Below are 19,894 nucleotides of genomic sequence, written 5' to 3'. Positions count from 1 at the left end.
TCATTTGCAGCTCATTTTATCTCGCCTAATTGGTGAAGGCTAATAATAAGTGAGGATGGAAAAATTTTCTCGCTCATTAAAGTTTCACTTTATTTTAACTTTGAGAATGATGGTGATTTTTTTATGTTGAAAGTAAAACGTCCATTTGATGCCTATTTAGATGAAATGAATAAAATTACAATTTTGCTCCCACATGCGTATGGAACAAGTCGGACATTTCGTTTGCAAGAAGGAAGTAATGTGAAAGATTTACCGATTGCTCATACTATTGCGCTTCCAGATGCAACGAAGTATGAGTGCTTTATAGAAGAGCCGCTAGATGTGGGGAAGTATTATACAGTACGAGATGAACGGAATGAAGAAACTGATTTACAAATAGGTGCTGTTATTCGAACAAAAATTTTCGATGAAAAGTATTATTACGAAGGTACAGATTTAGGTGCTGTGTATCAAAAACAAGAAACGACATTTAAAGTATGGGCCCCAACTGCAAGGCTTGCGAAAGTAAGAATTTATAAGAGCGATAAAGAATATACCGATCATGAAATGTACAGGGGAGAAAACGGAGTTTGGATTCAAACATTACAAGGTGATTTAGACGGAGCACGCTATACATTTCTTGTTTGTATTAATTTAATATGGAACGAAGCGGTGGATCCTTACGCAAAGTCAGTGACTGTAAATGGAAAGTATGGCATTGTTATCGATTTAGAAAAGACGACTGTAACGAAACGAGAGCAATTACCACCATTACAAGCAATGACAGATGCCATATTGTATGAATTGCATATTCGTGATGCTACTATTCATCCGAACAGTGGAGTGAGTAAAAAAGGGACGTATAAAGGGCTAATGGAAGAAGGAACAACAGGACGAAATGGGACATTGACAGGTTTGTCTCATATAAAAGATTTAGGTGTTACGCATGTTGAATTATTGCCTTTATATTGTTTCGGTGGTGTGGATGAGGCGAATCCTTCTTCTGCCTATAATTGGGGGTACAATCCATTATATTACAATGCACCAACAGGATTTTATGCTACAAACCCCTCTGATCCGTATAACAGGATAGTTGAGTGCAAACAACTAATTGAAACATTTCATGAACAAGGTATTAGGGTGATTATAGATGTTGTATATAATCATGTTTATGAAAGAGAGCTATCATCATTTGAGAAGCTTGTTCCAGGATATTATTTTCGTCATGGTGAAGATGGTATGCCTTCTAATGGGACGGGAGTCGGAAATGATATAGCGTCTGAACGGAAAATGATGAGGAAATTCATTGTAGAGTCTATTTTATATTGGCTTACTGAATACAATGTCGATGGATTCCGATTCGACTTAATGGGAATTTTAGATGTTGATACAATGAATATGATAGAGAAAGAAGTGCGAAACATAAAACGAGATGCTTTGTTATTAGGAGAAGGATGGGATTTACAAACACCGCTTCCTCTTGAGGAAAAAGCAACGTTAAATAATGCGAAGAAAATGCCACATATCGCACAGTTTAATGATCAATTTCGTGATGGGATAAAAGGGAGTACATTTCATATAAATAAGCGTGGTTTTGCATTTGGTGGGCATGTAGACTGTAATCATTTGCAGTATATTGCAGCAGGAAGTCTTTTAAGTATGAAAGAAACAGGGCTGTTTCTAGAGCCAGCGCAAAGCATTAACTATGTAGAATGTCATGATAATATGACGATGTGGGATAAACTAGTGCGCAGTAATGAAGAATCAGAAACGATTTTGAAAAAACGTCACCTGTTAGCGAGCGCAATGGTTATTCTTTCACAAGGCATTCCTTTCTTACACGCAGGGCAAGAGTTTTATCGTACGAAGAAAGGAAATGAAAATAGTTATAATGCAAATGATGAGATCAATCAATTAGATTGGGATCAAAAAGAGAAAGAGATAGAGACCGTTAACTATATAAAAGGTTTAATCGCGATTCGTAAAGAGCATGGGGCATTCCGATTACAAAGTGCAGACCTTATAAAAAAACATATGACTTTTTTACAAACATCTACAGAAGTACTTGCATATCACCTAGAGCATGCAGAATCGTTTGGGCCGTGGAAAGAGATTATCGTCTTATTTAATAGCGGTTTAGAAGCTAAAACTGTGCAACTTCCGAAAGAAGCAACGTGGCATGTGTTAGTAAACGAAAACGAAGCGAAAATAGAGCCAATTTCTTCATTTAGAGGAAAGGAACTTAGGCTCGCTCCAATTAGCACGTATATATTGACGATAATGTGACAAATCGCTACTTGACGATGAGAATGTAATAAATGTAGAATTGACAAAGGTGACGATTTTGATAAGTTGTCATTCTATGACAGGTTTTGTAAAATAAAATAGAGGATTTTTGGCTTAGGCTAATTTTTCTTTTCATTTACAGTAAAATATATGAATCCACAACATGTGTAGAAATGTTGCGGTTTTTCTTTTCATAACTATAAAAGATAAGGATTTGTTAACGGGTAATGAATATGGAATGGTTGGAACAATTATTAGGAAAAGAGTGGAGTCTTGTACCGGCTGGTGGAGTAACGGGCGATGCATATATTGCGCAAAACGGACAACAGAAGTTATTTTTAAAGCGGAATACATCGCCCTTTTTAGCGGTATTGTCAGCAGAAGGAATTGTTCCAAAATTACTTTGGACAAGAAGGGTAACGAATGGTGATGTAATTTCTGCTCAAAAATGGCTTCCGGGACAGAAGCTAGAGCCAGAGGATATGAAACTAGAACGTGTTGCGAAACTTTTGAAGAAAATACACTCCTCTAAAGCGCTTGTACAGATGATTCAAAGACTTGGGAAGCAGCCGCTTCACGCACAAGAGTTATTACAACAACTGCAACTCGTTTTAAGAGGAGATATAAGGGATGATGAAACAATTCAGCAAGGCCTTCAATATTTAATGGATTCATTAAAAGCTATTGAATACAATGAATTCGTTGTATGCCATTGTGATGTAAACCATAACAACTGGCTATTGTCGGATGAAGATGAATTGTTTTTAATTGATTGGGATGGAGCTGTAATTGCTGACCCAGCTCTAGACCTCGGTATGTTATTATATTGGTACATTCCGCGCCAGGAGTGGAGTGAGTGGCTCGGTTATTATGATATTGAAATGGATGAATCGCTGCTTAGGCGTATGAGATGGTATGTGATAGCACAAACGATTTTGTCTATTCAATGGCATACAACAAAAAAACAGCAAGCAGAAGCTGAATATTGGCATCAATATTTACAGCAACTACTTGCTTCAGAATAATACTTAAGAAAAATTGTCCATTCCAGCAATCCACTGAGTAAGTTGTTCTTGATTATTGGAAATGTGGTTGTCCAAATTAGAGGAAGATTTACCCGATTGACTATAAGAATATACATCGTTTAGCATTGCTTTAGCGTCACTACTTACATTATCGTTTGCGAGTAACGATTGAATGAGACGCTCTAATTGCTCGCATTCAGAAACTGTCCCGCAACAATCACTTTGGTGATTGACTAAAATATCTTTCAGCACTTCTAATTGATGTTGTTGATTAATTGGCATGAACGGATCATCCTTTCGATTGTTTTTCTCTTTTTAGAAATGTAAGAGAAAAAGCTGTTTCGTCATGGAATGTTTAATGCTGTATGTAGTTTTTATCAAGATGGTACATCTTATACTTGAAAGAAACGGACCGAGTGCTCGTACGTACTTGGTTTTTTGTTTGGTAGATTGATTAAAAACAGAGAGAAGGAATTATTCCTTTAAAATAGCTATGTAAAGAGAGGGAGACATCTATGCGTTTAAGACATAAACCATATGCAATGGATCGAATTAATGAGTATTCACATATCGTAATTGGAAACCCAGAGGAGCGCGCTGGTAACTGGAAAGAAGTATTTGGAAATGAACAACCAATTCATATTGAAGTAGGTACAGGTCGTGGCCGCTTTATGTATGATATGGCAAAAGCAAATCCACATATTAATTATATTGGAATTGAAAAATTCACAAGTGTTGTTGTAGACGCACTTGATAAATTAATTGAAGAAGAATTACCGAACTTAAAGTTAATTAATAAAGATGCTGAAGATTTAACAGTTTTCTTTGCAAAAGGTGAGATTGATCGCGTTTATTTAAACTTCTCAGATCCATGGCCAAAGAAACGTCATACGAAGCGTCGTTTAACGTATAAAACGTTTTTACGTAATTATGAAGAAGTGTTAGTAGAAGGCGGAGAAATTCATTTCAAAACAGATAACCAAGGTTTATTTGAATATTCTCTTATGAGTATGGCTGAGTATGGTATGTTATTAACTTACCTTAGCCTAGATCTTCATAATAGTGATTATGAAGGAAACATTATGACTGAGTACGAAGAGAAATTCTCTAGTAAAGGTCATCGTATTTACCGAGTGGAAGCAAAATATCGTACAGAACCTATGCAGTAATGCATAGGTTTTTTTGTATCTAAAATAATCAGAATTTTATGTTAGTATTAAAAGAAAAGGGGGATGAAAAATGGAACAGTTACAAATTGGAGATATAAAAGTGACGTGGCTAAAAGGTGGGAACACACATTTAGACGGGGGAGCGATGTTTGGTGTCGTCCCGAAAGTACTTTGGTCACGTAAGTATAAACATAATGATACAAATCATATTTATTTACGAACAGATCCGTTACTTTTGCAAACGAAAGACGGAAATATGCTCATTGATTCCGGAATAGGAAACGGTAAATTGAATGAAAAGATGAAGCGAAATCAAGGTGTAACAGAAGAATCATCGGTTTATGAATCATTAGAAAAACTAGGATTAAAGCCAGAAGATATCGACTACGTCTTAATGACACATCTTCATTTTGATCATGCATCTGGTTTAACAAAATGGGAAGATGATCACCTTGTACCTGCGTTTCCAAATGCGAAAGTTTACGTAAGTGAAACAGAATGGAATGAAATGAGGAACCCAAATATTAGATCCCGTAATACATATTGGAAGGAAAATTGGGAGCCGATTGTAGATCAAGTTGTTACGTTCCAGCAAGAAATAGAAATTACAGATGAAATAAAAATGGTGCATACAGGTGGTCATAGTGATGGACATGCAGTTATTGCTTTAGAAAGCCATGGGGAAACGATGCTTCATTTAGCAGACCTATTACCGACGCACGCACATCAAAATGTATTATGGGTAATGGCATACGACGATTATCCGATGACCTCGATTGAAAATAAACAAAAGTGGATGAAGTATGGTGCTGAAAAAGAGGCATGGTTTACGTTTTACCATGACGCATATTATCGCGCTGTGAAGTGGAATGAGGAAGGGCATATCGTAGAAAAAGTAGAACGGAAAACGAGTATAGAAGCATAAAAATAGGAGGTTGTTCCATCATATTTATTGGAGCAGCCTCTTTTTTATTGTCGGGTTTTGTCGGTAAGTCGATATATTTAAACAAACGCTGATATAAATTGAGTTGCGCCGATATAATTGGGAAATCGCTGATATAATTTTAATCAATACCCGCAATTTCAAAAAAAATAAGAGGTTCACCTAATGGGAACCCTCCTTTTTATGCTGCTATAACCTCTAAAACAGTACCTGTTTTAGCATCAACTAAAAATTCAAATCGTTCTTGTATATCATTTAACATTGTTGTAAGACCGCCGCGATAAACTTCATATGCGACATCATATTTTTCAAATGTCTCTGGAACCATATGTACCCAAGAGCCAGTAATTTCACCTTTATGACTTAATGCTTGTTTCACCATTTTCAATGCTTTTTCTGAAGAAATATGGGATTGTTCTTGTACTTTGTTTGCAACGAGATAACCAGCTGCGAACCCAACGCCAAGACCTGCTACTAAACCTTTCCAGCTCATATATTCACCTCAATTCTATAAAATAAAAATAGTGTACCGATAATAATTATAAAGCAAATACAGCCAAAAAAGAAGAAACTAGAAACATTTCGAAAATTTCGTTACAATAAAAGAGGTATTCTACTAAGGTTTGAAAGAAGGGGACTTCGTGAATAAAGAGACATTACAATTATTTCGTACGTTAACAGAATTACAAGGTGCATCAGGTTTTGAACATGATGTACGCCGTTTTATGAAACAAGAATTAAGCAAATATGCGGATGAAATTGTACAAGACGGTTTAGGTAGCGTATTTGGTCTGAAAAAAGGGGACGAAACTGGCCCGCGTGTTCTTGTAGCAGGTCATATGGATGAAGTAGGTTTCATGATTACGCAAATTACGAAAAACGGAATGCTTCGTTTTCAAACGTTAGGCGGATGGTGGAGTCAAGTTTTATTAGCACAGCGTGTACAAGTTATGACGAAGAATGGTCCTGTTATTGGGGTTGTTGGTTCTATTCCTCCTCATTTATTAAGTGACGCGCAACGTGCAAAACCGATGGATATAAAAAATATGTTAATTGATATAGGTGCAGATAGTTATGAAGATGCGATTGAAATTGGTGTAAAACCAGGACAACAAATCGTGCCGATTTGCCCATTCACACCGATGGCAAATGAGAAGAAAATTATGGCGAAAGCTTGGGACAACCGTTACGGATGTGGTCTTGCAATCGAATTGTTAAAAGAATTAAAAGATGAAACATTACCAAATACATTATATTCTGGTGCTACTGTACAAGAAGAAGTAGGCCTCCGCGGAGCGCAAACAGCTGCAAATATGATTCAACCAGACATTTTTTATGCGCTTGATGCAAGTCCAGCAAACGATGCATCTGGTGACAAAACGCAGTTCGGTCAATTAGGAAAAGGTGCTCTTCTTCGTATTTATGATCGCACGATGGTAACACATAGAGGAATGCGCGAATTCATTTTAGATACAGCAGAAACAAACAACATTCCGTACCAATACTTTATTTCACAAGGTGGTACAGATGCGGGCCGTGTACATACAAGTAACTCTGGTATCCCATCAGCAGTAATTGGTGTTTGTGCACGCTACATTCATACACATGCTTCAATTTTACATGTTGATGATTATGCAGCGGCGAAAGAATTAATTACGAAGCTTGTAAGAACAACAGATAAAACGACGTTAGAGACAATTAAGAATAACGCGTAGAGAAGAAGGGCGAAAAACCCTTCTTTTTTTAGGTTGAATAGATGACCCAGCGATGAGTGGTGGCGGTTAGTGCCTAATGGGTGCTCGAATGATGTATTAAGACCGCGGGTAGGAAGAAAGAAGAAGCCTGTTTTTGTGTTTAGGACCAGTAATATTGTAGAAAGCGACCTTCTTTTATGGGGAGAAGGAATTCCCTGATGGTGTGTGGTAGTGGTTGGTACTTAATTTGTGCCGAAGCGGATATTAGAATAGAATGATGAATTTTTATAGAGGTGAACGAAATGAAAGTAGTGGTTGGATCAAAGAATAAAACGAAGGTTGGGGCTGTGGAGAAGGTTTGGAAAGATGCTGAAATTACATCTCTTTCTGTTCCGTCAGGAGTATCAGCTCAGCCTTTCTCAGATGAAGAGACGATGCAAGGAGCGATTAATAGAGCGAAGCGAGCGCTAGAGGAAGGAGAAGCTCCAATTGGTATTGGGCTAGAAGGCGGCGTAATGAAAACGGAGCACGGTTTATTTATGTGTAACTGGGGCGCGCTAGCAACAAGTGATGGGAAAGTATTTGTGGCCGGAGGAGCGCGTATTACGTTACCAGACGATTTTTTAGCACCTCTTGAAGATGGTAAGGAATTAAGCGAAGTGATGGAAGAGTTTGTGCAGCGAAAAGATATTCGTAGTCACGAAGGTGCGATCGGTATTTTTACAGATGATTATGTCGACCGTACGGAATTATTTGTACACGTTGTTAAGTTGTTAGTTGGGCAATATAAGTATGACAAAAAGCAAGCATAAACCTTGCACCGTGCGCGATGTATGGTAGTATAAAAGAAAGATTATAACATGAAAAATGCACTCGTTAGAGGAGGAAATATAGATGAAGTCATTAGAAAGCATGGAGCAATTCCAACAGTTAAAAAATGAAGAGAATGTAGTCTTTATGTTCTCAGCAGAATGGTGCCCAGACTGCCGCTTTGTAGACCCATTTATGCCAGAAGTAGAAGAGAAATATAGTGATTTCTCATTTTACTATGTAGATCGCGATGAGTTTATTGATCTATGTGTAAAATTAGACGTATTTGGCATTCCGAGCTTTGTAGCGTACAATAAAGGTGAAGAAACTGGTCGCTATGTAAACAAAGATCGTAAAACACAAGAACAAATCGAAGAGTTCATTGAAGGTTTAAAATAAGGCAATTTGCCAATTGAATTGTAAAACAACCTCTACCTTCGCGGGGGAGGTTATTTTTTTGGAAGGGAGGAAAAAGAGATGAAGATGACAAGTAAAAAGATGAAAGATGAGTTAATAAAGAAATTATCTCGCCCAGAATGGGACTTTCAGTATGATAGTGAGAAAGAAGTTTTACGTATTGAACAAAAAGACTCCAAAAAAGGTATTAACGTATCGCTTCCAGGAGTTGTGGCAAAATGGGAAGTGAACAAAGAAAAGGCAATTGAAGAAGTTGCTTATTACGTACAAGAAGCGCTAATTGCGATGCATAAAGAAGAAAATAGCGGAGCGAAAATTTTACCTGTTATTCGCTCTACTTCTTTCCCGAAACAAGCAGAAGAAGGAAATCCGTTTATTATGACGGATCATACGGCGGAAACACGTATTTACTATGCGTTAGATTCGAATAAAACGTATCGACTAATTGACGAGCGTCTATTACAAAAATTAGAACTTACAGAACAGCAAGTGCGTGAAATGGCATTATTCAACGCACGCTCATTAGGTTATGAATTTAAACAAGACACAGTAGCGGGTAATACATTCTACTTTTTAAACACAAATGATGGGTATGACGCGACTCGTATTTTAAACGAATCGTTACTACAATCGATGCGTGAAAAGATTTCTGGTGACATGGTTGTTGCTGTTCCTCACCAAGATGTATTAATTATTGCTGATATCGTCAACGAAATCGGTTATGATATTATTGCACAAATGACAATGAAATTTTTTGCCGAAGGGCATGTTCCGATTACATCACTTTCATTCGTATATGAAGATGGAGAATTTGAACCAATCTTTATTTTAGCGAAAAATCGGAAGAAGACAGATGGAAAAGAGAAAGGATGAACGAAGTGAACGTTTTTTACAACCTTGAAGGAATTGGTGACACTTTAATTGTTGCCTTACAAGATATTACTTTAGAGAACCGTACTTTTGATCGCAAAGGAGATGTTGCACGCGTATACGATCGTGAAAGCAACGAGACAGCAGGATTCAACATCTTTAATGCATCTTCTTACTTAGAAGTAAAAGAAACAGGCAACCTTACATTAACGAAAGAGCTTGTAGAGAAAATCAACGAAATTTTAGCGAAGAATGGCTTTGAAGAAACAGTAGAAGCAGATCTTTCTCCAAAATTTGTTGTAGGCTATGTAGCTGAAAAAGAAAAGCATCCAAATGCTGATAAGCTAAACATCTGTAAAGTAGAAATCGGTACAGAAACACTACAAATCGTATGTGGTGCACCAAACGTTGATGCAGGACAAAAAGTTGTCGTTGCAAAAATTGGTGCTGTAATGCCAAGCGGTATGTTAATTAAACCAGCAGAACTTCGCGGTGTTCCTTCTTCTGGAATGATCTGCTCTGCACGTGAATTAGAGCTTCCAGACGCTCCACAAGAAAAAGGTATTCTTGTATTAGAAGATAGCTTTGAAGTTGGACAAGAGTTCAAATTTTAATTGATATAAGAAAAGAGAGGTTGTCCTTTTGGACAACCTCTCTTTTTTTGTCATTCTTTGTCGGTAAATCGAAATTTCGTGTTAAATCGTTGATATATTGAGAGTTGTGATAGATATATTCAAAAAATCGTTGATATATTGAGAATAGTGATAGATATATTTAAAAAATCGTTGATATATTGAGAGTAGTGATAGATATATTCAAAAAATTGTTAATATGATAAGGATGTCACCTTTTTTCTTAAAATCTATATTGTATTTTATAAACAAACTAGTTAAAATTTAGAAAAGTAGAAGGGGATAGACGTATGAAACAACAACCAAAAATCGCAGAACTTCTAAAACGAATTGAAACTTCAAAACAGCAAGATATTGAGCTAGGTACTTATGAAATATATGTGTTTAGTGAAAGTGAATTAGAAAAAGGACAAATCGGTTATCGATATGATAAACATAAAAATTCATTAATAAGTGAAGAAAATGGAAAGTGGCAAGAAGGATGGATTACAATTGGATATGAAACGGATATGGGCGATCCAGTTTTCGTAAATATAGATGATGACGCTTATCCGGTTTATACTGCAGAACGTGGTACAGAAAAATGGCAGCCAGTTTATATTGGAAATATGGATGAGATTATAGGGCAATTATAAGAAAAACTTTGAATCCGGTGCAAAGTGATGGGAGAGAAGTATGAAGTATATAAAAATAATGAGCATGATTGCATTCATTGGAATATATATGGCCGGTTGTTCACAAGAGCAGCCGAAAAAAGAAACTACATCTTCTATACAAGAGAAAAACAAAGATACCAAAGAAGATGCACCGGTAGAAAAGCAGCAAGAACAAGAAAAGAACGAAGAATCGCAAGCAATTCAAACGAATGAGCAAGTAGAACATAAGCAAGAGGAAGTATCATCTGATGAAAAGAAAGAAGAAACTACGCCAGTGCAGCCGACTGAGCAACCAGTGCAAAATAATGAACAAAAAGTAGAGAGTAATGAAAAACAAGAGAAGTTTCTCGTCGTTATTGATCCAGGGCATCAACAAAAAGCGAATTTAAATTTAGAGCCGATTGGACCAGGGGCAACAACGCAAAAATATAAAGTGACAGACGGTACAACAGGTGTTGTGACGAAAAAGAGAGAGGCTGTACTTGTATTAGAAATGGCTTTCGTATTAAAAGAAAAGTTAGAAGCAAAGGGAATACAAGTATTAATGACGAGAACATCACAAGACGTTGATATAAGTAATAAAGAAAGGGCGACATTCGCAAATAATCATAAGGCTAATTTATTTTTACGTCTTCATGCAGATGGTTCTGAAAATCCAAACCAAAGTGGATTCGCTGTATTGACGCCGGCAGAAGGAAGTCCATATACGAAAGAGATTTATGCGGAAAGTCTTCAAATCTCTCAAATGATTGTAAATAAAATGAGGGAGAACCAGCAAGTAAAAGTAAATGGAATTAAATTTCGGGATGATCTTTCTGGATTTAATTGGGCAAAGGTTCCTGGTGTGTTATTAGAACTTGGGTTTATGTCAAACCATGAAGAAGATAAAAAATTATCTGACCCGCAGTATGTAAATTCTTTATTGCAAAGTGTAACGGATAGCATAGATGCATATCAGAAGAGTAAAGCTTAAGCGCAGTCTTACATGAAAGACTGCGTTTTTTTTATATGAAAACACTCGTAAATTAGAATATTATGGATAAATATGACATGCTTAATTTTACCTGCACTTTTTGCCGAATGCTGATACAATAAAGGATGTTACTATTTAGTAGAAAGAGTGGTAAGCATGTTAGATTGGATGAAAAAGCTGTTTAACAAAGAGGAAGAACAAACAGCGATGAATAAAGAAGTACCAAAGCAAATTGAAAGTCAGCCGAAAATTCCTCGTGTAAACCACTACACTGAAGCAAGAGAAGCACAAATGGCAAGTAGGAATGCAGGTAAATGCCGTTTTCCTTTAGTACCGGATAATGGGTTCGATGAAGAGGATGAAAGCGAAGTAAATCGCTTCGAAGAACAACCTGTTCAAGGAGTAACATATGAAGAACCGACTGCCCAAAGAGGAATAAAGGTGGAAAGAAGCAGACGACCGTATGTGGAAAAGGTAGTTTCTACATATGAAGAGCCGGAAGTGCAATATGAACCGGTGCGGGAGTCTGTCGTTAAAAAGGCATCTGCACCTTCGCAAGAGAGTAACCGTAGACCATTTCGGCCAACAGAAATGATTTCGCCAATTTATGGATATAATCGTCCTTCAGTAGAGAAAAAGGAAGAAAAGCAGGAGGAAGTAAAGGAAAGAGAAGACCTTGAAATATCTGTAGAGGGTAAATCAGTCGTTGATGCATGGTTAGAGAAAAAAGGATATACATTATCTGATTTCTCAGAAGGACAAGCAACGTCTTCTGCTTCAGGTGAAGTAGTTGAACAGCAAGGTCAACAGAGCAAAAAAGAAGAAAAATCAGTTGTTGATCAATGGCTAGAGAAAAACGGTTATGAAATTGAACGCCAAGTGCCTTTAGTAGAAGAAAAAGAAGTGATTCAAGAAATGAGTACACCGCAGGAAGTTCCAGCGGATGAATTACTTCATAAAACAGTAGCTGAGCAGATGGAAAGTGCTAAGCTAGAAAAAGATGTAGTGGTGTTAAACGAAAACAATCTACAAGAAGAATTAGTAGCTTCTAAAGTAGAGCACGAGGATACAATATTATCAGAAGAAATTAAACGTAATACAGAAATAAAACAACCTACTATTGAAGTAGAAAAGCAAGCTCTAGAAGAATCAGTGATTGTCAAAGCAGAAGAAAAACTTGAAGAAACAATCATTGTGGAAATACCAGAAGAAGTGTCACAAGTAGAAGTGATTGCAGAAACGGAAGAGCTTGAAGAAGTAGTTATGGAAACAGAGGCACCTGAAGAAGTGGAAGTAATTGCGGAAGCAGAAGAGTCAGAAGAAGCTGAAGTAATTGCAGAAACGGAAGAGTCAAAAGAAGTGGAAGTAATTGCAGAAACGGAAGAGTTAGAAGAAGTGGAAGTAATTGCAGAAACGGAAGAGTCAGAAGAAGTGGAAGTAATTGCGGAAGCAGAAGAGTCAGAAGAAGTGGAAGTAATTGCGGAAGTAGAAGAGTCAGAAGAAGCTGAAGTAATTGCGGAAACGGAAGAGTCAGAAGAAGTAGAAGTGATTGCAGAAATAAACGCGCCTGTAGTAGAGACATTTGTAGCACTTGAGGACATTCAGCAAGAAGCTGAAGCAATTGAACAAAAGAGTGAATTCATACATGTTGCTGAGGCTGATGAACAAACGAAGAAAGATGTTCAAAGCTTTGCGGATGTTTTAATTGCAGAAGAACAACCAGTTGTAGAAGAAGCACCGATTGTAGAAGAACAATCAGTTGTCGAGGAAGCACCGGTCGCAGAAGAGCAACGAGTTGTAGAAGAAGCACCGGTCGTAGAAGAGCAATCAGTTGTAGAAGAAGCACCGGTCGTAGAAGAGCAATCAGTTGTAGAAGAAGCGCCAGTCGCAGAAGAGCAACGAGTTGTAGAAGAAGCACCGGTCGTAGAAGAGCAACGAGTTGTAGAAGAAGCGCCAGTCGCAGAAGAGCAACGAGTTGTAGAAGAAGCACCGGTCGTAGAAGAGCAACGAGTTGTAGAAGAAGCGCCGGTCGTAGAAGAACAACCAGTTGCCGAGGAAACACCAGTCGCAGAAGAACAACCAGTTGTACAAAAAGAAGAACCAAAACGTGAGAAAAAGCGTCATGTACCATTTAATGTTGTTATGTTGAAACAAGATAGAACACGATTAATGGAAAGACATGCAGCTAGAGCAAATGCAATGCAGCCTTCTGCTAATGTACGAGTAGAGAATAAGCCAGTGCAACAAGAGGTAGCAGAACCACAAGTGGAAGAGCACCCAGTGCAGCAAGTAGTAGCAGAACCACAAATGGAAGAGCACCTAGTGCAGCAAGTAGTAGCAGAACCACAAGTGGAAGAACGCCCAGTGCAGCAAGTAGTAGCAGAACCACAAGTGGAAGAGCACCCAGTGCAGCAAGTAGTAGCAGAGCCACAAGTGGAAGAACAACCAGTACAGCAAGTAGTGGTAGAGCAAGTACAAAAGCCAATTTCAAGTACGGAAGTACAAGAGAAAGCATATGTTGTAAATCAAAGAGAGAACGATATGCGAAATGTATTGCACACACCACCGACATACACTGTTCCGCCATTAGCGCTGTTGTCGATTCCACAGCAATCAGCGTTAGATAATACAGAATGGTTAGAGGAGCAGAAAGAATTATTAGATACAACGTTTAATAATTTTCACGTTGGAGCACATGTTATTAATGTATCGCAAGGTCCGGCAGTCACTCGTTTTGAGGTGCAGCCAGACCCAGGTGTGAAAGTAAATAAAATTACAAATTTAAGTGATGATATTAAGTTAAGTTTAGCTGCGAAAGATATTCGTATTGAAGCGCCAATTCCAGGGAAGAGTGCGATTGGAATTGAAGTTCCAAATAAAGAAAGTAAGCCAGTATTTCTTCGCGAAATTTTAAGAAGTCCTGTATTCACAAAGAGTGAATCACCGCTTACTGTTGCGCTGGGGCTTGATATTTCAGGGGATCCAATTGTAACGGATATTCGAAAAATGCCGCACGGACTTATTGCGGGTGCAACGGGTTCAGGTAAAAGTGTGTGTATTAACGCGATTTTAACGAGTATTTTATATAAAGCGAAACCACATGAAGTGAAGTTAATGTTAATCGATCCGAAGATGGTTGAGCTTGCACCATACAATTCTGTTCCACATCTTGTAGCACCTGTTATTACGGATGTAAAAGCAGCAACAGCTGCATTAAAATGGGCAGTTGAGGAAATGGAACGCCGTTATGAATTGTTTGCGCACGCAGGTGCTCGTGATTTAACTCGTTATAATACGATTGTAAGTGAGCGAGAAATTCCGGGAGAAACATTACCTTATATCGTTATTGTCATTGACGAGTTAGCCGACTTAATGATGGTAGCACCTGGTGATGTTGAGGAAGCGATTTGTCGTATTGCGCAAAAAGCACGTGCTTGTGGTATTCATTTATTAGTAGCGACGCAGCGTCCATCTGTAGATGTTATTACAGGTTTAATTAAGTCAAACATTCCAACGCGTATTGCGTTTACTGTATCATCTCAAGTTGATTCGCGTACGATTATCGATATTGGTGGCGCGGAGAAATTACTTGGCCGTGGTGATATGTTATTCTTAGGGAACGGTACATCTAAGCCTGTTCGTGTACAAGGTGTATATGTATCGGATGATGAGATTGAAAAAACAGTTGATCATGTGAAAAAGCAAATGAAGCCGAATTACTTATTTAAGCAAGAGGATTTATTAGCGAAAACAGAACAAGCTGAGTCGGAAGACGAATTGTTCTTCGAAGCATGTCAATTTGTTGTAGAACAAGGGGGAGCGTCCACATCTTCTGTACAGCGAAAATTCCGCATCGGTTATAATCGCGCAGCACGTCTCATTGAAGAGATGCAATCGCAAGGAATTATTTCTGAAGCAAGAGGAACGAAGCCAAGAGATGTCCTTATTTCTGAGGATGAATTCGCTGCTATGCAGGAAACAAATGTATAGTAAACGGTTATGCTGTATACTAAGAGAAAATGTTGGATAGTAAAGTAGGGAGTAAAGCGACATGAAAGAAATTGAATTAAAATTAAAAGGTGAAATAAATAGACTAACAAATAAAACATTTAAATTTGACGAACGTGTTGGAGAAGGGTGGTTCTCTGCCGTTTACTTTTTAAAGACTAGAGAAATCATCGAAGAATTTCGCCCGAAAAGTGTTGTAACGATGCAATTTTTCCAAAAGGAAAATGCAGTTCTTTGCGGAACGGATGAAGTAATTGCATTGCTACAAACATTCGCTAAAAATCCTGAGGAACTTGAGATTAACTCTTTAAAAGATGGCGATAAAATTAGTCCATTTGAAACAGTGTTAACAATTCATGGTCCTTATGAAAATTTCGGATTTTTAGAAGGTGTCATTGATGGGATTTTAGCTCGTCGTACATCGGTTGCGACAAACGTATATAACGTTGTCCAAGCTGCGCGTAGCGTAGATAAAGAAAAACCAGTTATTTTCATGGGAGATCGTGACGATCATTATACACAACAAGCTGGTGACGGTTATGCAGCATACATCGGAGGTATGAGCGCACAAGCGACGCATGCGATGAATGAATGGTGGGGCAAAAGTGGTATGGGGACGATGCCTCACGCATTAATTCAAATGTTTAATGGTGATGTTGTAGAAGCGGCAAAAGCATATCATAAGAAATTCCCAGAAGATGAATTAGTTGTATTAATTGATTACAACAATGATGTCATTACAGATGCACTTCGCGTAGCGCGTGAATTTGGATCAACATTAAAAGGTGTACGTGTAGATACGTCCCGCACGATGATTGATCAATACTTCATTCGCCACCCAGAAGTACTTGGAACATTCGATCCACGTGGTGTAAACCCATCGCTTGTATTCGCACTTCGTAAAGCACTTGATGAAGAAGGATTCCAGCATGTAGACATCGTTGTAACTGGTGGATTTGATGAGAAGCGTATTCGTGAATTTGAAGCTCAAAACGTACCTGTTGACATATACGGGGTAGGAAGTAGCTTATTAAAAATGAATATTGGCTTTACTGGTGATAATGTAGAATTAAATGGGAAACCAGAAGCAAAAGCTGGTCGTAAATATCGTCCAAACCCACGTTTAGAGCGTGTTCAATTAGAAAAAAGAGAAGAGATGTAAAAGAGAGAAAAACTGATAGGTGATTGACCCTATCAGTTTTTCTGTTATCATAGTATAGCGGCTTCTTTTTTGCTATAATGGACTTGTTATGGATATATAAAGAAGTACGTACGAGTTTATCCTGATAAGTGAAGGGAAGAATAACTTCACTACATCAAAAATGTATGATGATTACCAAAATAAGAAAAGATTCATATACTGTCTTATAGATAGGCCGTTGTATTAGTTCGAAATGTTGGAGGTTCTTTAAGATGACAGTTTACCATTTTGTAGGAATTAAAGGAACAGGAATGAGTTCATTAGCGCAAATTCTTCATGATATGAAGCATACTGTTCAAGGGTCTGATTATGAAAAGCGTTTCTTTACACAAACAGCGTTGGAAAAGCGTAGTATCTCGATCCTTCCTTTTGATAAGAATAATGTAGAAGAAGGACAAGTGATTATTGCAGGAAATGCATTTCCTGATACGCATGAAGAAATCGTAGCAGCAAAAGAATTAAACATCCCAGTCCATCGTTACCATCATTTCTTAGGTGACCTGATGAGCCAATACACAAGTGTTGCTGTAACTGGTGCACACGGAAAAACATCAACAACAGGTTTGTTAGCCCATGTAATGCAAGGTGCACACCCAACATCTTACCTTATTGGAGATGGAACAGGGCATGGGGTAGAAAATAGTAAGTATTTTGTATTTGAAGCTTGTGAGTATCGTCGTCATTTCTTGTCTTATAATCCAGACTATGCAATTATGACGAATATTGATTTTGATCATCCAGATTATTTTGCAGACATCAATGATGTATTCAGTGCATTCCAAGAGATGGCATTGCAAGTGAAAAAAGGCATTATTGCATGTGGAGATGATGAAGAACTTCAAAAAATTCAAGCGAAAGTACCTGTTATTTTCTATGGATTTGGAGAAGATAATGATTTCCAAGCACGCAACATCCAAAAGAGAACAGATGGTACTATTTTTGATGTATTCGTTCGTAATACGTACTATGACACGTTCAAAATTACAGGATACGGCAATCACAGCGTATTAAATGCGTTAGCAGTAATTGCACTTTGCCATTATGAAAACGTTGATGTAGAAGCAGTAAAGCATCAGCTAACAACTTTTGAAGGCGTAAAACGTCGCTTTAATGAAAAGCCGATGGGAGAGCAAGTGATTATCGATGACTACGCACACCATCCGACAGAAATTAATGCAACGATTGAAGCAGCTCGTCAAAAACATCCAGAGCGTGAAATTGTCGCTGTATTCCAGCCACACACATTCTCACGTACAGAAAAGTTCTTAGATGAGTTCGCAGAAAGCCTAAGCAAAGCTGATCAAGTATACTTATGTGATATTTTCGGATCAGCACGCGAAAACAAAGGTGAATTAACAATCGAAGATCTGCAAAAGCGTATTGACGGTGCAGAACTAATTACAGATACAACAACGGATGTATTAAAGAAACATAAAAACGGCGTTCTAATTTTCATGGGCGCAGGAGACATCCAAAAATTCGAAGCAGCTTACGTAAAAGAAGTTCAAGTTGCAGAGAAGTAATAGAAAAGACGCATAGCGATGGCTGTGCGTCTTTTTTGTGTGCTATGTTGGCATATATGATTCTTGAGGTTAGTCGATAAGTCGATAAGTCGATATATTAGCGTATATGTCTTTAGTTATAAATGTTAGAATAATAAGAAAAATAAAAAGGGGACTAAAAAACATGTTCACACTCCGAGTAGATGACGAAATCGAACTACAATTACTAGAAAAACATCATAAAGGGGAATTATATCAATTATTAGATCAAAACCGTAATCATTTACGAAAATGGCTCCCTTGGGTAGATGGGACGAAATCAGCTGATGCGTATGATGAGATTTTTCCGATGTGGTTAAAGAAATTTGCAGAGGGAGATGGTTTTGAAAGTGGCATACGTTACAAAGGAAAGCTCGTTGGGATGGTAGGTATTCATCCAGTGAGCTGGGGGAAGAAAGCGACGAGTCTTGGGTATTATCTTGCAGAAGATGCTGGCGGGAAAGGTATTATGACGCGTAGCGTAAAGGCTGTACTTCACTATGCATTTGAAAATTTAAAGTTGAATAAAATTGAAATTCGGTGCGGTGTTGGAAATGCGAAGAGCCGCGCAATTCCAGAACGTTTAGGATTTAAGTTAGATGGTATTTTAAGAGAGGAAGAATGGCTATATGATCATTTTCATGATATCGCTGTATATAGTTTACTAGCTTCAGAATGGAAAGATATTCGATGAACGAGAAGATTCGTATTGTTCCGTATGAAAGTACGTTTCAAGAGGAAGTAGTAGATCTTATCGTTCCTATTCAGCAAAAAGAGTATAATGTTTCAATTACGAAAGAAGAGCAACCTGATTTACTTGAAATAGAAACATTCTATCAAAAGGATTACGGAAACTTTTGGATAGCAATTTATGATGGGAAAGTAGTTGGAACAGTAGCTTTATTAGATATTGAGAATCATCAAGTAGCGTTAAGAAAAATGTTCGTGAAGAAAGAGTTTCGCGGAAAAGAATGGGGCGCATCACATATGTTGCTTCAAACAGCAATTTCATGGGCTGAGGATAAAAAATTGAAAGATATTTACTTAGGAACAACAGTAAAATTTTTAGCGGCACATCGTTTTTATGAAAAGAATGGTTTTGAAAGTGTGAGTATAGACGAGTTGCCGAAAAACTTTCCGGTGCTACAGGTAGATAAGAAATTTTATAGGTACATTGTGTAAAAGGTCATTTAGAAATGGCCTTTTTCTATGAAGCAAAATAGAAATAATGGTATAATTTAGGTTAGGGGGTGTAGGTATGAACTTTCCAATTCAAAGAAGTAAGTCAGTAGTCATTTTCGTTTGTCTTACGTTAGTTTTTATGTTTATATATCCAATTGTCATGCTTTTCACTAATAAAGCGCATTGGATGTCAGCGTTGATTGGGATGGGTTTATGCTTCATTGTAAATGTACCACTCGTTTGGGAAGTATTTATTAAAAAACATAAAGTAGAAAATGGCGTATTAAAGTACGGTATTTTAAATGATGATATTGTATTAAAAGATGTGAGAATTATACGTCAGGTCGGAAAGTTTCTTGAAATTACGACGAATGCATATAAAGTACATATGGTTGCGATGCCGCAAAATATGGATGAATTCTTAAGGCTTATAGAGAAAGAAAATCCACATGTGAAAATAGAAATGGTAGGGAAGAAATAAAAAACGCTCGGCGAAAATTCCGAGCGT

19 protein-coding genes are annotated in these 19,894 nt (G+C 37.6%); 17 read left to right on the top strand and 2 right to left on the bottom strand.

Features of this window, described 5'->3' with window-relative positions; translation table 11 throughout:
- Positions 1–123 precede the first annotated feature (123 nt).
- Together pulA and NST86_RS24080 are read left to right on the top strand one after the other, a co-directional pair.
- Positions 124–2,265: a type I pullulanase gene (pulA, locus tag NST86_RS24085; protein ID WP_061664592.1), complete on the top strand. Its 2,142-nt coding sequence runs from the start codon at positions 124–126 to the stop codon at positions 2,263–2,265.
- A gap of 227 nt (positions 2,266–2,492) precedes the next feature.
- Positions 2,493–3,290, top strand: coding sequence for a phosphotransferase family protein (locus NST86_RS24080; protein ID WP_001986674.1), 798 nt, complete (start codon positions 2,493–2,495; stop codon positions 3,288–3,290).
- Positions 3,291–3,293: 3 nt separating this feature from the next.
- Here NST86_RS24080 and NST86_RS24075 read toward each other — a convergent pair whose 3' ends face one another.
- Positions 3,294–3,572: a YtzH-like family protein gene (locus NST86_RS24075; protein ID WP_016118745.1), complete on the bottom strand. Its 279-nt coding sequence runs from the start codon at positions 3,570–3,572 to the stop codon at positions 3,294–3,296.
- 233 nt (positions 3,573–3,805) lie between these two features.
- Here NST86_RS24075 and trmB point away from each other — a divergent pair, with 233 nt between their 5' ends.
- Positions 3,806–4,459 carry a tRNA (guanosine(46)-N7)-methyltransferase TrmB gene (trmB, locus tag NST86_RS24070; RefSeq protein WP_001239381.1) on the top strand — a complete coding sequence of 218 codons (654 nt, stop codon included), beginning with the start codon at positions 3,806–3,808 and terminating at the stop codon, positions 4,457–4,459.
- Positions 4,460–4,529: 70 nt separating this feature from the next.
- Positions 4,530–5,384, top strand: a complete 855-nt coding sequence (locus tag NST86_RS24065) for a YtnP family quorum-quenching lactonase (protein WP_061664594.1) — start codon at positions 4,530–4,532, stop codon at positions 5,382–5,384.
- 199 nt (positions 5,385–5,583) lie between these two features.
- Here NST86_RS24065 and NST86_RS24060 read toward each other — a convergent pair whose 3' ends face one another.
- On the bottom strand, positions 5,584–5,895 hold the full coding sequence (locus tag NST86_RS24060; protein ID WP_000118543.1) for a PepSY domain-containing protein: 312 nt from the start codon (positions 5,893–5,895) through the stop codon (positions 5,584–5,586).
- 148 nt (positions 5,896–6,043) lie between these two features.
- Between NST86_RS24060 and NST86_RS24055 the strand changes: the two genes are divergently transcribed.
- The 13 genes from NST86_RS24055 (at position 6,044) to NST86_RS23995 (ending at position 19,867) form a co-directional block, all read left to right on the top strand.
- A complete protein-coding gene (locus NST86_RS24055) occupies positions 6,044–7,117 on the top strand; it encodes a M42 family metallopeptidase (RefSeq protein WP_001031508.1) in 1,074 nt (357 codons plus the stop codon).
- Between the two features lie 281 nt (positions 7,118–7,398).
- The gene (locus NST86_RS24050; protein ID WP_000869941.1) at positions 7,399–7,908 is read left to right on the top strand and encodes a DUF84 family protein; all 510 of its coding nucleotides are present in this window, start codon (positions 7,399–7,401) and stop codon (positions 7,906–7,908) included.
- An 82-nt stretch (positions 7,909–7,990) separates the two neighbouring features.
- A complete protein-coding gene (locus NST86_RS24045) occupies positions 7,991–8,305 on the top strand; it encodes a thioredoxin family protein (protein ID WP_000838193.1) in 315 nt (104 codons plus the stop codon).
- Between the two features lie 78 nt (positions 8,306–8,383).
- Positions 8,384–9,196, top strand: a complete 813-nt coding sequence (locus NST86_RS24040; RefSeq protein ID WP_000784588.1) for a DUF1444 domain-containing protein — start codon at positions 8,384–8,386, stop codon at positions 9,194–9,196.
- A complete protein-coding gene (gene ytpR, locus NST86_RS24035) occupies positions 9,193–9,807 on the top strand; it encodes a YtpR family tRNA-binding protein (protein WP_001006761.1) in 615 nt (204 codons plus the stop codon). The genes NST86_RS24040 and ytpR overlap by 4 nt, the downstream gene beginning before the upstream one ends.
- 308 nt (positions 9,808–10,115) lie before the next feature.
- The gene (locus NST86_RS24030; protein ID WP_047386990.1) at positions 10,116–10,460 is read left to right on the top strand and encodes a hypothetical protein; all 345 of its coding nucleotides are present in this window, start codon (positions 10,116–10,118) and stop codon (positions 10,458–10,460) included.
- A gap of 40 nt (positions 10,461–10,500) precedes the next feature.
- A complete protein-coding gene (locus NST86_RS24025) occupies positions 10,501–11,454 on the top strand; it encodes an N-acetylmuramoyl-L-alanine amidase (RefSeq protein ID WP_000874044.1) in 954 nt (317 codons plus the stop codon).
- Between the two features lie 156 nt (positions 11,455–11,610).
- A complete protein-coding gene (locus tag NST86_RS24020) occupies positions 11,611–15,444 on the top strand; it encodes a DNA translocase FtsK (protein WP_325858996.1) in 3,834 nt (1,277 codons plus the stop codon).
- Between the two features lie 61 nt (positions 15,445–15,505).
- Complete coding sequence (locus NST86_RS24015) at positions 15,506–16,624, top strand: nicotinate phosphoribosyltransferase (protein WP_000658370.1); 1,119 nt, start codon at positions 15,506–15,508, stop codon at positions 16,622–16,624.
- Positions 16,625–16,875: 251 nt separating this feature from the next.
- Complete coding sequence (gene murC, locus NST86_RS24010) at positions 16,876–18,186, top strand: UDP-N-acetylmuramate--L-alanine ligase (protein WP_000219468.1); 1,311 nt, start codon at positions 16,876–16,878, stop codon at positions 18,184–18,186.
- Between the two features lie 163 nt (positions 18,187–18,349).
- Positions 18,350–18,898, top strand: a complete 549-nt coding sequence (locus tag NST86_RS24005; protein ID WP_061663949.1) for a GNAT family N-acetyltransferase — start codon at positions 18,350–18,352, stop codon at positions 18,896–18,898.
- Positions 18,895–19,386, top strand: a complete 492-nt coding sequence (locus NST86_RS24000; protein ID WP_061663950.1) for a GNAT family N-acetyltransferase — start codon at positions 18,895–18,897, stop codon at positions 19,384–19,386. Before NST86_RS24005 ends, NST86_RS24000 begins: the two co-directional genes overlap by 4 nt.
- Before the next feature lie 76 nt (positions 19,387–19,462).
- The gene (locus NST86_RS23995; RefSeq protein ID WP_016118736.1) at positions 19,463–19,867 is read left to right on the top strand and encodes a PH domain-containing protein; all 405 of its coding nucleotides are present in this window, start codon (positions 19,463–19,465) and stop codon (positions 19,865–19,867) included.
- Positions 19,868–19,894 lie beyond the last annotated feature (27 nt).

The sequence above is a fragment of the Bacillus sp. FSL L8-0199 genome (assembly GCF_038005705.1).
Taxonomy (GTDB): Bacteria; Bacillota; Bacilli; order Bacillales; family Bacillaceae_G; genus Bacillus_A; species Bacillus_A cereus.
Note: the sequence above shows the minus strand (reverse complement) of the source record. Positions and strands in the feature narration are given on the sequence as shown.

Excerpts from the sequence above, each read along its gene's own strand:
- pulA (WP_061664592.1), top strand. The coding sequence starts at position 124 with ATGTTGAAAGTAAAACGTCCATTTGATGCCTATTTAGATGAAATGAAT.
- NST86_RS24080 (WP_001986674.1), top strand. The coding sequence starts at position 2,493 with ATGAATATGGAATGGTTGGAACAATTATTAGGAAAAGAGTGGAGTCTT.
- NST86_RS24075 (WP_016118745.1), bottom strand. The coding sequence starts at position 3,572 with ATGCCAATTAATCAACAACATCAATTAGAAGTGCTGAAAGATATTTTA.
- trmB (WP_001239381.1), top strand. The coding sequence starts at position 3,806 with ATGCGTTTAAGACATAAACCATATGCAATGGATCGAATTAATGAGTAT.
- NST86_RS24065 (WP_061664594.1), top strand. The coding sequence starts at position 4,530 with ATGGAACAGTTACAAATTGGAGATATAAAAGTGACGTGGCTAAAAGGT.
- NST86_RS24060 (WP_000118543.1), bottom strand. The coding sequence starts at position 5,895 with ATGAGCTGGAAAGGTTTAGTAGCAGGTCTTGGCGTTGGGTTCGCAGCT.
- NST86_RS24050 (WP_000869941.1), top strand. The coding sequence starts at position 7,399 with ATGAAAGTAGTGGTTGGATCAAAGAATAAAACGAAGGTTGGGGCTGTG.
- NST86_RS24045 (WP_000838193.1), top strand. The coding sequence starts at position 7,991 with ATGAAGTCATTAGAAAGCATGGAGCAATTCCAACAGTTAAAAAATGAA.
- NST86_RS24040 (WP_000784588.1), top strand. The coding sequence starts at position 8,384 with ATGAAGATGACAAGTAAAAAGATGAAAGATGAGTTAATAAAGAAATTA.
- ytpR (WP_001006761.1), top strand. The coding sequence starts at position 9,193 with ATGAACGAAGTGAACGTTTTTTACAACCTTGAAGGAATTGGTGACACT.
- NST86_RS24030 (WP_047386990.1), top strand. The coding sequence starts at position 10,116 with ATGAAACAACAACCAAAAATCGCAGAACTTCTAAAACGAATTGAAACT.
- NST86_RS24025 (WP_000874044.1), top strand. The coding sequence starts at position 10,501 with ATGAAGTATATAAAAATAATGAGCATGATTGCATTCATTGGAATATAT.
- NST86_RS24020 (WP_325858996.1), top strand. The coding sequence starts at position 11,611 with ATGTTAGATTGGATGAAAAAGCTGTTTAACAAAGAGGAAGAACAAACA.
- NST86_RS24015 (WP_000658370.1), top strand. The coding sequence starts at position 15,506 with ATGAAAGAAATTGAATTAAAATTAAAAGGTGAAATAAATAGACTAACA.
- murC (WP_000219468.1), top strand. The coding sequence starts at position 16,876 with ATGACAGTTTACCATTTTGTAGGAATTAAAGGAACAGGAATGAGTTCA.
- NST86_RS24005 (WP_061663949.1), top strand. The coding sequence starts at position 18,350 with ATGTTCACACTCCGAGTAGATGACGAAATCGAACTACAATTACTAGAA.
- NST86_RS24000 (WP_061663950.1), top strand. The coding sequence starts at position 18,895 with ATGAACGAGAAGATTCGTATTGTTCCGTATGAAAGTACGTTTCAAGAG.
- NST86_RS23995 (WP_016118736.1), top strand. The coding sequence starts at position 19,463 with ATGAACTTTCCAATTCAAAGAAGTAAGTCAGTAGTCATTTTCGTTTGT.